This is a genomic window from Paenibacillus dauci (assembly GCF_000971985.1).
Taxonomy (GTDB): Bacteria; Bacillota; Bacilli; order Paenibacillales; family Paenibacillaceae; genus Saccharibacillus; species Saccharibacillus dauci.
The window spans coordinates 469,362-482,739 of record NZ_LAQQ01000002.1 but is presented as its reverse complement, the minus strand read 5'-3'; the positions used below and the strand labels follow the sequence as shown (position 1 = coordinate 482,739).

Genomic DNA, 13,378 nt, shown 5'->3' with positions numbered 1-13,378 from the left:
TATCCCCTTTTGGTTATAATCAGGCTTAAGTATTGCAGAATATCTATAGACTATAACGGTACAATACAGCAATTTATTAAGGTGGTAAGGAATCTGATGAAAATTAACGAACTGGCGCGTAAGCTCGGCATCACCTCACGCACGATCCGTTTCTATGAACAGCATGGATTATTGGAGCCTGCCCGGCAGCAGGACAATCAGTATCGGGTATTTGTGGAAGAAGATATCTGGCGGCTGCAGACGATTATTGCCCTGCGTGAAGCCGGTATGCCGCTCAAGGATATACGCAATGTACTGGAACCGACCGGTCTGCCGGACAACGAGCGGCTGCGTTACTATCTGGAACTGCAGCATTCGCTCCTGACGACCCAGTGGCTGGAGATGAAGCGAATGACCGAGACTACGGCACAGATGATTGAGCTGCTGCGCAGTCGACAGGAGCTGCCGATCGGGGAAATCTATCAGCTGGCCGACCATTCCCGGAAGCTGCGGGAGATGCGCCAGAACTGGCAGGATCACTGGGACTTTGACCAGCGAGCGTCAAATCACGATGACTATGTACAGACCGAGACCGGGGAATACCCAGATTACGAAAAAGCCCTGGACAGCACAGCGAGTGCTATTCAGGGCATTGCAGCAGAACATGGTCTGGATCTGGGGACCGGTACCGGCAATCTGGCGGGCAGGCTGCTGCGGCGAGGAATACGCATGTCTGGTGTCGATCAATCCCAGGAGATGCTCAAGCAGTGCCGCTCCAAGTTCCCGGAAATGGATCTGCGCATTGGCAATCTGCTGGCGATCCCTTATCCGGATCAGTATTTCGATTTTGTCGTCTCCAGCTTCACTCTTCGGCATCTGAGCGCCGAGCAGCAACTGCTGGCTCTGCCGGAGATTCAGCGTGTGCTAAAACCGCACGGGCGTATCTGTATTACCGATCGCACCAGTATCCTCTCTGACGGGAATGGGTCCCATGCAGAGTTTCTGCTGGATTGGCTGAATAGCCACGGCTTTATCGCCACCCATCTGAATCCTCAGGATAATTGGTTCACCCTGCTCGCCATCTCTATCCGCTAATGGACACAAAAAGGACTGCATATAAAGATATGCAGCCTTTCTCATGTATTCGACTTTTCTTCTAACGCTGCATGATTATGGCTTCATGCCTTTTTGGACAGCTGCCCAGAACGTATTATCTTCCATACCCAATGCCCAGACGGAGGCGCCACCCAATTTGTAGGCTGGTACCAGATGGGCTTTTTCCTCTATGCTGCGTGCATTCTCATACCAGACCACATGCTTGCTGCCCTGGCTGTCCGTATAGTTAAAGTAAGGGGATGACGTTGCTGCATCCCATTTCACCGCCGCTCCGGCTTTCTTCACCAGGGCAGCGATCTTTTTGCCGGCGATCTGATGATGATCTTCTTCACGACCTGTCGTCAGGTTCCAGTCGTAACCGTAATCCGGCAGACCGATCAGCACTTTGGATGCAGCGACCTGAGAGACGGAGAATTTCAAGGAATCTTCGATCCATCCTTTGCTGGCTACAGATCCCGGTTCGGACCATGGTCCGTGCTCATCGTAGGTCATGACCTGGAGGAAATCGACCGATGCGCCAAGTGCCGCATAGTTGTACGCACCCGACCAGCCATTGGATGGATCATCCTCCGTCTTGGCGGGAACCGAGACGATCACTTTGTATCCTGCTGGACGCAGTGCATCCGAGACCGATTTTACAAAGCCGGTCAAGGCATTGCGATCTCCAGCCATCACACTTTCAAAATCAATATTCACTCCGGTATAGCCATTCTTCTTCACCGTATTCACAATATTCTGAACTGCTTTCTGGCGGACCGATGAATTCGTCAGAATGACATGCGCCAGATCGGGATCAAAATCGCTCGTACCAAAGTTCGAGAAGCAGGCATACGTCGCCAGATGATTAGCCTTGGCGTAGGATAGCGCCTTTGTGGGTACATCACCCACTACTCCGCCAGATGCATTCATGTTAAAAGAATCGGTAGAGACACCGGTTAAATAATTATGGTAGGTGGTAAGCGCCTGATAGGATGCATCATCCGGCGTATAGTAACCAAGTACACTGGCTGCCTCCGCTTTGGTCTCATCTCCGGCAAATCCAACCGTGCCTGTAAGCAGCAGCGCCAGTGCACCCGTGGCTGCCCATTTCGTGAATGACATATTCATTCCTCCATTTCATAAATGATGAGACTGATATAAAAAAACCGCCTTTCCGGCGATCCTTTGCTTAGGATACCGGAAAAAGACGGTTTTGTAAAAATATAGCGATCTTATATGAATAGTTGGACAATCCCTGAACCGTGCCGAATACCTGACCGATCAGACCGGAGCAGCCATTGGTACATTTTCCGGTGTTTCCGGTTCATCGTGCTGCACCAGAGAGTGTTTCTGCCAGGCTCTGCTCTTCCAGCGGAAGTACATAATAACAGCCCGCACCCACTCATCGGCAGCGATCGCCAGCCAGATGCCTGCGAGTCCAAGATCCATTTTGAATACAAACAGATAACCGAGCGGCAGACTCATGCATACCATGGAGATCAGTCCCATATAGACCGGGAACTTGGCATCGCCCGAAGCACGGAGCGAGTTGATAATCACGATATTGCAGGTCCGTCCGGTCTCCAGCAGGAAGCTGAGCAGGATCACCTGTGACGCCATGCGGATGACTTCCGGATTGCTGGTAAACATGCCGATCAGCGGCTCGCGCATCAGAATGATGATTACATCCATGACCAGCGTTGCGCCCATTGCCCATTTTACACTGTTCCAGACGCGGTGATAGGCTTCTTCCTTGCGGTTCGCACCGACCAGACGACCGACGATAATCGCTGTACCCATACCGATCGCAATACTGAACAGATAGATAAAGGTGGAAATATTATTCGCATACTGGCGGGAAGCCATCGCTTCACTGCCCAGATACGTTACATAGAATACGAAGACCAGCTGGCACATCTGGTAAGTCACTTGCTCTACTGCAGAAGGTACGCCGATTTTCAGGATTTTGAGAATATATTCTTTGGACATCCGGAAGTAATCGGCAATCTGAATACGTACTTCCATCACGCGGTACATCAACCAGAAGAAGATGACCACACATACGAGACGGCTGACGATCGTGGAGATCGCTGCGCCCTGCACGCCCATTTGCGGCAGACCCCAGTGACCGAAGATCAGCAGATAGTTCAGTCCAACGTGCAATACGTTCATAAATACCGAGACAAACATCGTTTCTTTGGTAAATCCGTACGTACGGATAACCGCCGCCAGTGTATTGATCAGAGCTTGCAGGAAAATGGCTCCGCCGACAATCGCGATATAGCTCTCTGCCAGCGCCAGAATCTCACCCTGCAAATGCATGGCTGCCATCAGGTGCCCACCGAACAACAGGAAGGTGGTACTCAGGAGCAGACCGACCGACAGGTTCAGCGTAATCGCCAGTGCCGTAATCCGGCTCGCCTCCAGTACTTTGCGCGATCCAATGTACTGGGCTACGACGATAGCGGCCCCGTTGCCGATTACCTCCAGGATCAGTATAGCGATTGAAATAACCTGATTGGATGTGCCGACAGCTGCTACTGCATTATCGGATACATCGCTCAACATTAATGTGTCGACGATTCCCATTAACATAAACAGGAATACCTCGAGGAAAATCGGCCAGGTCAGACGGAACAGGTTAAACTGTTTGTCAGCTGCCGGGCTGTTATCGTGTGTAGGGTTCATAGCGCTCATGATGTCACCTTCCTTTGTGTTCATAGTAGGTATTAATATGGCAGTTGATAACTGCAAAATCTTCACGTTTTTACATGAAGATGAATGATCAAGTACGACGGGTATCTGTAAAACTCTACGTATCTTAGCATATCCATTTTCCGATTGCACTACTAAAATTGAAATTTTCTGAAAATTTTACAAAGTTTTTGATTCATTCCTATAAAACAAGGGTATGTAAGGGTTTTACTTCAAATAAAAATGCTTTGTGTTACATCATTTTTATATAGTTTTCATAAGCAAGCAATATAGCAAAAAAGCGTACCTAGTTATTTCCTGATGGAAATTGGTACGCTTTTTTGCTATTCAAATATCGGCAATCCGATGAGAAAGCAATCATGGAGAGAAAGATGATCTTGCGAAGTTTTATTGCTCGGCGAGCGTGACGACGACTGCATTATAGCCTGGCTTAAGCGACATGGGATTGCCCTGGATGGCTACGCCGAATTTATCATCCAGCGTTCCGGCAATACTCAAGCCAGTCTCATCGACCTGATTGTTGAACAGGCTCAGCTTATGCGGGGCATAGTAGGCCAGATAGGCATTTCCGATATCTTTTAGACTCGCCTGGGTAGTGTAGTTCAGGAATAGCTGCTTTTTATCGCCGGCTACCTGTTCACTTACTTTTCCTTTGACGGCATCGGCTGGAAACGGGAAATCCGTTGGCAGATATTTACTCGTAATCACACCTGTTGTCATACTGATAACCGGTGGCGCTGCAGCCTCTTCTACTACAGGACCGATCGGACCTTCGGTTACATTGCCTGCAGTGATTTTGGCGGCCTCATTGGCAGCGCTGATATACTGGGAAGCTGCTGAAGGTTTACTGCTGGTTGGCGGCGTACTCGTAGCAGCAGGTGTAGTGGCTGCAGCCGCTGTACCCGAGGAGCTGCTGGAAGTTCCGGCTGTACTTTTCCCTGTACTGTCTGACTTGGAAGTCGTTGGGCTGGTACTACTGTCAGCTGCTTTACCGCTGGCTGACTGGATCATGATCTTATTGTTCATCACATCAAATAATACTTTGGAATTCAGTGTTTCTCCTACAGCCCGAATCGGTAAATAGGTAGTGCCTTCATACGTAATCGCCGTCATCTTGTCTCCATTGGAATTGATTGGCGTATAGGCTTTGCCATCCAGTTCGATACTGATTCCGTGATTTTTGAAAGCAGAGATTTTCTCCATTTTTGCACCTGCATATACACCTGCCGAGCTGGTGAGCAGCATACCTGCTACCGCAGCAACAACTATCCATTTTGTTTTGCCCATCATGATCATTCTCCTGTCTGTTCTGGGTTTGCCTGTATCTATGGGACGCGGATCTGTGTTCATTACAGATCCACTGTTCTGGTTAAACCGCTGCAGCCTGTGCCAATGGCTCAGGTGCTTTGTTATATTATCGGCGAAAAGTGGTCGGACAATTATATTCTATAAATGGATAATATTACTTTTTGTTATTATTTTTGCAGCTATAGGGTATATTGCATCTTCTATATAGTCTCTGATGCCAAAAAAACCATCTGCATGAGCTGCAGATGGTAATTATGTAGATGGGTATACTGCTTATGGGAGAATAAACTTCTTCGCTGGCTATCTAGCTATACTATGCTAGTTTTTTCGTAGTAAAATGGCATGAATAATCTGCAGGGTGATCGATCCTATATATAATGGCAGCATGATCGCCTGATTGGCTGTCAGCGGCATAGATGGAAACAAAGTCAGAATGTATATAATCACCATGTAGCCAAGAATAAAGTAAAAAGTCATATAAATGGCCTGTTTGCGAATAGCATTCAGTCGTTCATCCCCACGGACAAAAAATTCTTCACTCATAAAAGCCCATGTCAGGAAAATAATCACCAGTCCAATATTGGGCACATAACTCATCCAATCGATCTCTCTGCCCATTTCCATACGCATATAAATACCACTGATGATAACGTATAGTTGAACTACTCCTATCAGTACAAACATGATTCGGGTCAGCATGCGGTTTTTTGATGCCTGTGATATTTGTGTTTTGCTCATGATGATTCCTCCTCCAAAAAGAAAATATGCTCGACAGTTGTCCGGAACACTTTTGCCAGCTGCAGGGCGAGAGGTAGAGATGGATTGTATTTGCCCCGCTCAATTGCATTGATCGTCTGCCGGGATACGCCCAGCAGGGTCCCCAGCTGTTCCTGCGAATAACCATTCAGTTCACGCAGCAGTTTGACTTCATTTCTCAGATGATGCTCACTTCTCATGCTCACCCCTCCATACTTCCATTTTTATGGAAAACGCTCCCGATGTCAAGTTTACTTTACACCTCCCATTCTATAAGGCATGTATCGATCTTCTTTTTCTGGTTAGACAAAGCAAAAAAAGCAGCCCTTTCGCCTATACGAATGAGCTACTTTCTTCTATATAAAAGTATATCTATGGATTCTCGTCTGTATCATCTGTGATCCGTCCGCATTTTCTGATCAGTTGCGATCCGAATCCGTCTTGCGGCAGCCGGATTCACTCATTCTCTCTATCTGCACGATAAAGCTCTGTCTGTTCACGGATATGACGATCATAGCTATTCTGGTGCAACCAGACACTATTGTTGACGCTGGCTGCCTGCCCCAGCCCAAATAATACAGCTATAATCAGGAAAATCATCCCGTAGGCGTACATGAAATAACCAAGATAAAAACAGGCTATAATGCCCACCAGCAGGGCTAAAGATAGAATGATCAGCAAACGGATCATGACTTTTTTCATAGGTTTCTCCTTCAGGTTTGACTATGATTCGATAGTGGATTTCACAATCTAACATCAGTTGACTTACTTATGACTTAATTTTAACAAATTTTCGCAAAATATAGCATGACTTTTTGCAAAGCAGGAGTATAATGAAATACGCTTGTCCGATATCGCTTCGGGCATAGCCCCAATAGCGTTCTGCTTGAGAGATGCTGAATAGGTGTATATAAAATTTAACATTTTGCTTATTCCTATTTTTGTGTATCGATTACTGTGCCTTTTGGCTATCTGTTCAGCAGGCGATCCTTTGTGGTAACCAACCAAAAAAAACATTTAATTAATGAAACGAGGGTGTACGATGTTTGGCAAGGTAAAGCGTGTATTAATCGGAAGACCAATGAAGTCAGCAGAATTGGAAGCTGAAAAGCTGGGTAAGCTTAAAGCACTCGCCATACTGTCTTCCGATGCGCTATCATCGGTGGCATACGGAACCGAGCAGATTTTGCTGGTTCTGATGGTTGCTGGTTTTGCAGCATTATGGTATTCCGTTCCAATCTCCATAGCTGTATTGGGACTGCTGGTTATTCTGGTGATTTCGTATCGTCAAACAATTTTTGCTTATCCAACAGGCGGTGGGGCGTATATTGTCGCCAAGGATAATCTGGGGCAGGCCTCCAGTTTGATCGCTGGTGGATCGCTACTGGTCGATTATGTGCTGACGGTAGCGGTAAGTTCCTCGGCAGGTACAGATGCGATTACTTCCGCATTTCCGATATTGCATGATCACCGGGTATTGATTGCACTGGTGATGATTGTATTCCTGACGCTGATGAATCTGCGCGGGGTTACCGAATCAGCTTCAGTACTGGCGATTCCGATCTATCTGTTCGTTATTTCGATTTTCTTCCTGATTATCAGTGGAATGATCAAATACATGACCGGTGGTATCGAAGCAGCCGCTCCGGAATTTGGTACGACGGTATCCAATGTCAGTCTGTTCCTGCTGCTCAAGGCATTCAGCTCCGGGTGTTCGGCACTGACAGGGGTTGAGGCTGTATCCAACGCCATTCCGAACTTCCGCCAGCCTGCCGAGCGCAATGCAGCAGCTACCCTGCTCATGATGGGTCTGATCCTGGGTGGTATGTTTATCGGGATTACACTGCTCGCCTACTGGTATGGCGTCACTCCATCAGGCAAGGAGACCGTTATCTCGCAGATTGCCCGGATGACCTTTGGCAACGGAATTATCTATTATATTATACAGGGTGTAACCGCACTGATCCTGTTCCTGGCAGCCAATACAGCCTACTCGGCATTTCCGCTGCTCGCTTTTATGCTTGCCAAGGATAAATACATGCCGCATATGTTCATGGTACGCGGTGACCGTCTCGGCTTTTCCAACGGTATCATTTTCCTCAGTCTGGCTTCGGCTCTGCTCGTTATCGTGTTCCATGGAGAGACAGACAGTCTGATTCCGCTCTATGCCGTGGGTGTATTTATTCCGTTCACGTTGTCACAGCTGGGCATGATGATTCGCTGGATCAAGCTCAAACCTGCTAACTGGATACTCAAGTTGGCGATTAATACGATCGGTATGCTGACAACATTGTCCATCACGCTGATCTTTATCTTCACCAAGTTTGCCCAGGTATGGATTATCTTTATTTTCCTGCCGATCGTCGTCTATATTTTCTACAAGATCTATATTCACTATCAGAATACAGCCGAGCAGCTGCGGATTGATATCACGACAGATAAACCCCAGATCAAAGGCAATACGATCATCATTCCGGTGGCAGGTATTACCCGTGTCGTAATGAATACGATCAGTTATGCCAAGACACTGTCGCCCAATGTGGTTGCCGTCTATGTCGGCTTCGATGATGAAGCTATCCGCAAAATGGAAGACAAATGGGAACAATGGGACCCGGGTGTACGCCTGATTGTACTCAAGTCCCGTTACCGCAGTATTCTGGGGCCGCTGCGCCGGTTTATTGATACAGTGGAATGGAAAACATCAGCAACCGATCATATTACCATTCTGATTCCACAGTTTGTCACCAAGCACTGGTGGGAAAGTATCCTGCATAATCAGACGAGTCTGCTAATGCGTGCTTATCTGATTAACTATAAAGATGTTGTCGTAGCGACTGTGCCTTATCATCTCAAAAGCTAACTGCTAATCGATAGCTATACATGACAACGCAAAGCCCCTCTTGCACAGAGGGGCTTTTTGCTGCCTAGAATTGTCCATGATAATGCTTGAATTCATGTTTTACATTTTCGTTATTTTGTTGGATAATGCAAGTGTACTGGGTATAATATCCATAATCATGAACCTATCGTCTGGAGGGATATTAATGAATATAAAAAAGAGCGCAGCAACCTTTGCTGCGGTCATGCTGGCTTCTACGCTGGCTTCGTCCGCTTATGCCGCATCTGATCTGACGGTACCGGCAGCCGAGCCTTCAAGTGTAGCGTCTCCTTCTGTACCGGTAGTACCATCTGTACCCAAAACTCCGTCGACACCGCAGAGCAGTTCGTCCGGCAATACCAGTTCGGGCAATACTAGCAGTTCCACTAATCTGGCTACTTCACTGGTAAACACGGCAGGCTTTAGCTCAGCCAAACAGTTCACTGGCTACTTTGCCAATCTGAAGCGCGCAGTTGCAAATGGCAACCGTGATGCTGTCGCCAAACGTGTCTCTTATCCGCTGGTAGTGAATGCCGCCAACGGTACCAAACGTTCCATCCTGAACCAGAAGCAGTTTTTGAATGAATATACGTCCATTATGACATCCAATGTCCGCCGGGCATTGTCCACACAGAATGTGAATCAGGTGATGGTCAGCTCCCGCGGCGTTATGATTGGCAATGGTCAGATCTGGATCGGCGCGATTGACAACAAGCCGGGTATTTATGCGATTAATCTATAAAATCAGTCTTGCCACTGCTGCACAAAAAGCGTAGTTGTTTGGAGAACTACGCTATGCGCACCTTAACGTGCAGGCACAGAAATGAACGGTATAACAAAATGAAGACGAGGCGTATCTCCAGGAGATGCACCTCGTCTTTTTTAGGACAACCACATTTACTCGGCCTATAGCCATACTGCATCCATACCCATAAGCGATATTAACCTTATGATTGTCATCTATTTCTGTCCTATCGGCTCCAGCTTGTTTTCTCTTCGGGACTGTCTGCGACGGATATCCCATAACCCCAGCAAGGAATCCAGATTGGTCAGGAGTACTCCGATCAGTACCACTGCTGCACCAGCTGCCATTATCCAGCTCAGCGGTTCTCCATATACCAGCCATCCCAGCAGCAGAGCAAGGATCGGTGAGATATACAGCCAGGTCGAAGGAAATACCGGATTCGTCCGGGATATTAACCAATAGAACAGCGTATGCCCTCCCATCGAACCGACCACGATCAGATATATCAGAGAGCCAATAGCTGCCGCTGATCCGAACGCCTCGATATGCATCTGGTTATGCTCGGTAATCAGAGACAAGACGAGCAGCATCCAGCCGCCATGCAGTAGCTGGGCAGCATTCTGGGATACCGGCGAAGTTTCCTTGAGAGCCGATGATACCTGCTTGGAATAGACTGCTCCGCTGGCATAGCCAATCTCACCCACAACCACGACTACACAGGCGATCATCCACAATGGATGGTAATCTCCGTCGCCTGCCAGGCCCGGCAGCATCAGCAGCCCCACACCCGCTAGTCCGATTACTGCACCTACAAATGCCAGCGCAGGAACACGTACTTTCAGTATCAGTGCCCGAATGAGCAGAATCATCGCCGGGCCGGTTGCCGACAGCAGCGCGCCTACACCGGAGGTAACATACTGCTCTGCCCAATACAGACTCGCAAAGGTCATAAAGGTCATACTGGCACCGATCAGCAGTGTCTCCCGCCGCCACAAGACCGAGAAGCTGGCTTTGCCGCGCATATACATGATGCACATCAATATCAGACCTGCCAGGGCAAACCGTATGCCTGCACTCCCAAATGGTGGCAGTCCGGCATCCACACCCACCTTGATCGCCAGGAAAGTCGTTCCAAAAATAATGCACATTATTATGTAGCCTATCATAATCATCGGTTGTTCCCCCTCTTCGTTCTGCTATTGTAAAGGAAACAACACAGACCAGATGAGGATATACAGAACAGATGACTTTAACAACCCACTGCGGTAGAGTATGATAAACACCTGAACCGAACTACATAGGAACGACATTTGTTGAAAGGAGCTTTGCCAATTATGACTTCATTCCCCATTGATCCGTATACAGAGACGACTTCCCAGCAGTCTGGTTCGCTCCACAAAAATACCATTAATTCCCATAACGCTTCTAAATCTTTTCGCCAGATCAGTGCGTATCTGGAAGCACGTATTCGTCGTGGGGACTGGCAGGCTCATGAGAAACTGCCTTCGATACGCCAGTTGGCAGAAGAAAGCGGACTGCATCGGTTGACTATTCTCAAAGCTTATCAGCAGCTCAAAGATTCCGGACTTGTGTACGTACGGCACAAATCGGGTTATTATGCAGCTCCGCCAGCAATCAGTGCAAGCCTTGATCATGCCCCTGAACCTGTCCTGTTTGATGGCAATATGGCTGCACTACATCAGTTGCCCGCGCGGTACCAGTTCTCGCAGGCGCTGATTGATCCGAACCTGCTGCCCAATCATTACTTTGCCGAGTATATGAAAGAAGTATTCGATCTGTATCCCAAGCTGCTTGGTACGTATGCCCAGGTACAGGGAGATCTGGAACTCCGCGAAATGCTGGCCGACTACTTTAGACGATCTGCTCAATTGCATCTGGATGCAGAGGAGCTACTGATTACCAGTGGAGCCCAGCAGGCGATTCATCTGATCGCCGATATCTGGATTCGACCCGGCGATCCGGTGTTGGTCGAATCGCCTACGTATGCCAATGCAATAGATGTATTCCGGCAAAAAGGAGCACGCCTGCTATCGATCGGTATTCAGGATGGCAGCTACGATCTGCAGGAGATTGAACAGATTATGAAGTGCTATCGTCCACGGTTGTTTTATCTGAATCCTACTTTTCATAATCCGACCGGTATCTGTATTCCGGTCGAACAGCGCAAGCAGCTGGTTGATCTGGCGGCACAGTATAAATGTCTGTTGATCGAAGATGATACCTGCAGCGATATCTACTTTGACCGCAAGCCTCCTGCTCCTGTATTCGCCTATGATACAGAAGGCTATACGATTCATATCCGCAGCTTCAGCAAATATATCTCTCCTGGTCTGCGAATCGCCTGTATCGCTGCCCGGCAGCCCTGGATGTCCCAGCTGCTCGCTGCCAAGTCCCTCTCAGATGGCGGTACACCGCTGCTCAATCAGAAGCTGTTCCTGCATTATTTTATGTCGGATCGTCTGCATCGCCATCTGGACAAACTGCGGATCGCTCTGCGCATTCGCATGGAGATTATGCAGCAGGAACTCGATCAGGCGGGCTGGTATTATAAGCAACCGCAGGGTGGGCTCAGTCTGTGGGTAAGAGTGCCTGATCATCTCTCGGTTCCTCTGCTGCTTCGTGCATGTCTGGCTCGGCAGATCAGTCTGGTACCTGGTTCACTATTTGACGTCCGTGAGCAATGTGGACAGTATATCCGTCTTAGTTTTTCTTTTGCGAGCGAGACACAGATTCGAACAGGGATGCGCGAATTGATAAATATTTCCCGGGACATAATTAGGCAGTAAAGGGTAGAAAATCATAGATTCCCGAGAGCATACCGGCTTATTCTCCAGAGTTTTTTTAGTTACTTGCTGTTATTATCCATATATCAGGTAAGATATAATGCTGATTATCGATTAGGATCTATACGCAGACAGCACAAAAAAGCCTGATATCCTCTGTTTTTTTGCAAAATCAGGCTTCACATTGTCCGATAGGCGGTCTTCCGTAGGCCGCCTTTTGCTATGTGGTTCATTATTCGTACAGGTTTAATAATTGTCACAAAAGTCCAAGTGTCCGAGTATTATTTGCCCGATTCCCGATAAGGCGCATCCAGCTGCAGCGTTAATGGCTGCAGTCGCAGCATTCCTTTATCATACCGATAGACAGCATCCAGTTCTCCAATGAACTCCGATGTACCAGCTTGCAGGGAATAGATGGCATGGATCTGATTATCCTCTACTGTATACTGCTGCACATCTCCGCCGTGAATATAGTTTGGCTCATTTGCTGCTGGTGGCTGTGCGAATGTATTTACAGGAATCGTCGTTGTCTGGTCATTCACATGGAGCTGAATATTTTCTTTGTCCAGCTCGGTAGTAAACTGGCGCTGGACTGAATTGCTGAGTGGTTCAACCGGCACCGAATCTCCATTCGAGCGGAATACCTGAATCGTGTTCAGATATGCCCCGGTACCATATCCATACGTGAGGTTCACGATTATCTCCTGCTGTCCATCTCCATCCAGATCCGCTTCACTGATCAGCGGCGCGTAGGAAGTGTTACTCACCTGCGTTCCCAGCAGGGTACACTGGAACATCGGTGTATGCAAGGACAGATTGTGGTAGTTACCGTCTTTGCCAAGAGCACCTTCTATGGTAATCCCGCGCTCTTCATCGGTCATGATTGTCTCCAGCAGTCCCTCCGGTTCGCCGGGATCGACAGGTGCCACTTCCTGTCCCTCCGCATGAATTGTACTGACCAGAACAGGTGAACTGGTTGTCGCCGTTTGACAGGAATGCAGACGGGCTGCCGATACTGTCTCAATACAGATTGCGCTCAAAATGACAGTGAGAAATACCCATTTTTTAATATTCTTTTTTATATTCAAAGGAGTGCCT

At 47.9% G+C, this 13,378-nt stretch carries 12 protein-coding genes; 4 read left to right on the top strand and 8 right to left on the bottom strand.

Annotation, left to right across the window (positions count from 1 at the left end):
* Window positions 1-96: 96 nt before the first annotated feature.
* Entirely contained in the window at window positions 97-1,074 is a 978-nt protein-coding gene (locus WH46_RS16450) for a methyltransferase domain-containing protein (RefSeq protein WP_046227564.1), read from the top strand.
* Between the two features lie 75 nt (window positions 1,075-1,149).
* On the opposite strand, the gene WH46_RS16445 is transcribed toward WH46_RS16450, so the two are convergent.
* From WH46_RS16445 to WH46_RS16420, 6 genes are all read right to left on the bottom strand, one after another.
* Window positions 1,150-2,196, bottom strand: a complete 1,047-nt coding sequence (locus WH46_RS16445; RefSeq protein WP_052714265.1) for a glycosyl hydrolase family 18 protein — start codon at window positions 2,194-2,196, stop codon at window positions 1,150-1,152.
* A 159-nt stretch (window positions 2,197-2,355) separates the two neighbouring features.
* A complete protein-coding gene (locus WH46_RS16440; protein ID WP_017811150.1) occupies window positions 2,356-3,771 on the bottom strand; it encodes an MATE family efflux transporter in 1,416 nt (471 codons plus the stop codon).
* Between the two features lie 405 nt (window positions 3,772-4,176).
* Window positions 4,177-5,079, bottom strand: a complete 903-nt coding sequence (locus WH46_RS23495) for a hypothetical protein (protein ID WP_017811151.1) — start codon at window positions 5,077-5,079, stop codon at window positions 4,177-4,179.
* Window positions 5,080-5,415: 336 nt separating this feature from the next.
* On the bottom strand, window positions 5,416-5,835 hold the full coding sequence (locus tag WH46_RS16430; RefSeq protein ID WP_017811152.1) for a hypothetical protein: 420 nt from the start codon (window positions 5,833-5,835) through the stop codon (window positions 5,416-5,418).
* Window positions 5,832-6,053, bottom strand: a complete 222-nt coding sequence (locus tag WH46_RS16425) for a helix-turn-helix transcriptional regulator (RefSeq protein WP_017811153.1) — start codon at window positions 6,051-6,053, stop codon at window positions 5,832-5,834. The genes WH46_RS16430 and WH46_RS16425 overlap by 4 nt, the downstream gene beginning before the upstream one ends.
* A gap of 256 nt (window positions 6,054-6,309) precedes the next feature.
* Window positions 6,310-6,555: a hypothetical protein gene (locus WH46_RS16420; RefSeq protein WP_046227562.1), complete on the bottom strand. Its 246-nt coding sequence runs from the start codon at window positions 6,553-6,555 to the stop codon at window positions 6,310-6,312.
* A gap of 340 nt (window positions 6,556-6,895) precedes the next feature.
* Here WH46_RS16420 and WH46_RS16415 point away from each other — a divergent pair, with 340 nt between their 5' ends.
* Together WH46_RS16415 and WH46_RS23490 are read left to right on the top strand one after the other, a co-directional pair.
* Entirely contained in the window at window positions 6,896-8,713 is a 1,818-nt protein-coding gene (locus tag WH46_RS16415) for an APC family permease (RefSeq protein ID WP_046227561.1), read from the top strand.
* A 184-nt stretch (window positions 8,714-8,897) separates the two neighbouring features.
* Complete coding sequence (locus WH46_RS23490; protein ID WP_017811156.1) at window positions 8,898-9,473, top strand: hypothetical protein; 576 nt, start codon at window positions 8,898-8,900, stop codon at window positions 9,471-9,473.
* 218 nt (window positions 9,474-9,691) lie between these two features.
* Here WH46_RS23490 and WH46_RS16405 read toward each other — a convergent pair whose 3' ends face one another.
* Window positions 9,692-10,648, bottom strand: coding sequence for a DMT family transporter (locus tag WH46_RS16405; protein ID WP_046227560.1), 957 nt, complete (start codon window positions 10,646-10,648; stop codon window positions 9,692-9,694).
* Between the two features lie 162 nt (window positions 10,649-10,810).
* On the opposite strand from WH46_RS16405, the gene WH46_RS16400 reads away from it, so the two are divergent.
* A complete protein-coding gene (locus WH46_RS16400; RefSeq protein WP_046227559.1) occupies window positions 10,811-12,283 on the top strand; it encodes an aminotransferase-like domain-containing protein in 1,473 nt (490 codons plus the stop codon).
* A 278-nt stretch (window positions 12,284-12,561) separates the two neighbouring features.
* Here the strand turns inward: WH46_RS16400 and WH46_RS16395 are convergent, their stop codons facing one another.
* Window positions 12,562-13,368: a hypothetical protein gene (locus WH46_RS16395; RefSeq protein ID WP_046227558.1), complete on the bottom strand. Its 807-nt coding sequence runs from the start codon at window positions 13,366-13,368 to the stop codon at window positions 12,562-12,564.
* Window positions 13,369-13,378 lie beyond the last annotated feature (10 nt).

What these genes read in the sequence shown, in the direction of transcription:
- WH46_RS16440 (WP_017811150.1), bottom strand. Translation starts at nt 3,771, where the DNA reads ATGAGCGCTATGAACCCTACACACGATAACAGCCCGGCAGCTGACAAA.
- WH46_RS16415 (WP_046227561.1), top strand. Translation starts at nt 6,896, where the DNA reads ATGTTTGGCAAGGTAAAGCGTGTATTAATCGGAAGACCAATGAAGTCA.
- WH46_RS16400 (WP_046227559.1), top strand. Translation starts at nt 10,811, where the DNA reads ATGACTTCATTCCCCATTGATCCGTATACAGAGACGACTTCCCAGCAG.
- WH46_RS16450 (WP_046227564.1), top strand. Translation starts at nt 97, where the DNA reads ATGAAAATTAACGAACTGGCGCGTAAGCTCGGCATCACCTCACGCACG.
- WH46_RS16420 (WP_046227562.1), bottom strand. Translation starts at nt 6,555, where the DNA reads ATGAAAAAAGTCATGATCCGTTTGCTGATCATTCTATCTTTAGCCCTG.
- WH46_RS23495 (WP_017811151.1), bottom strand. Translation starts at nt 5,079, where the DNA reads ATGATGGGCAAAACAAAATGGATAGTTGTTGCTGCGGTAGCAGGTATG.
- WH46_RS23490 (WP_017811156.1), top strand. Translation starts at nt 8,898, where the DNA reads ATGAATATAAAAAAGAGCGCAGCAACCTTTGCTGCGGTCATGCTGGCT.
- WH46_RS16445 (WP_052714265.1), bottom strand. Translation starts at nt 2,196, where the DNA reads ATGTCATTCACGAAATGGGCAGCCACGGGTGCACTGGCGCTGCTGCTT.
- WH46_RS16405 (WP_046227560.1), bottom strand. Translation starts at nt 10,648, where the DNA reads ATGATTATGATAGGCTACATAATAATGTGCATTATTTTTGGAACGACT.
- WH46_RS16430 (WP_017811152.1), bottom strand. Translation starts at nt 5,835, where the DNA reads ATGAGCAAAACACAAATATCACAGGCATCAAAAAACCGCATGCTGACC.
- WH46_RS16425 (WP_017811153.1), bottom strand. Translation starts at nt 6,053, where the DNA reads ATGAGAAGTGAGCATCATCTGAGAAATGAAGTCAAACTGCTGCGTGAA.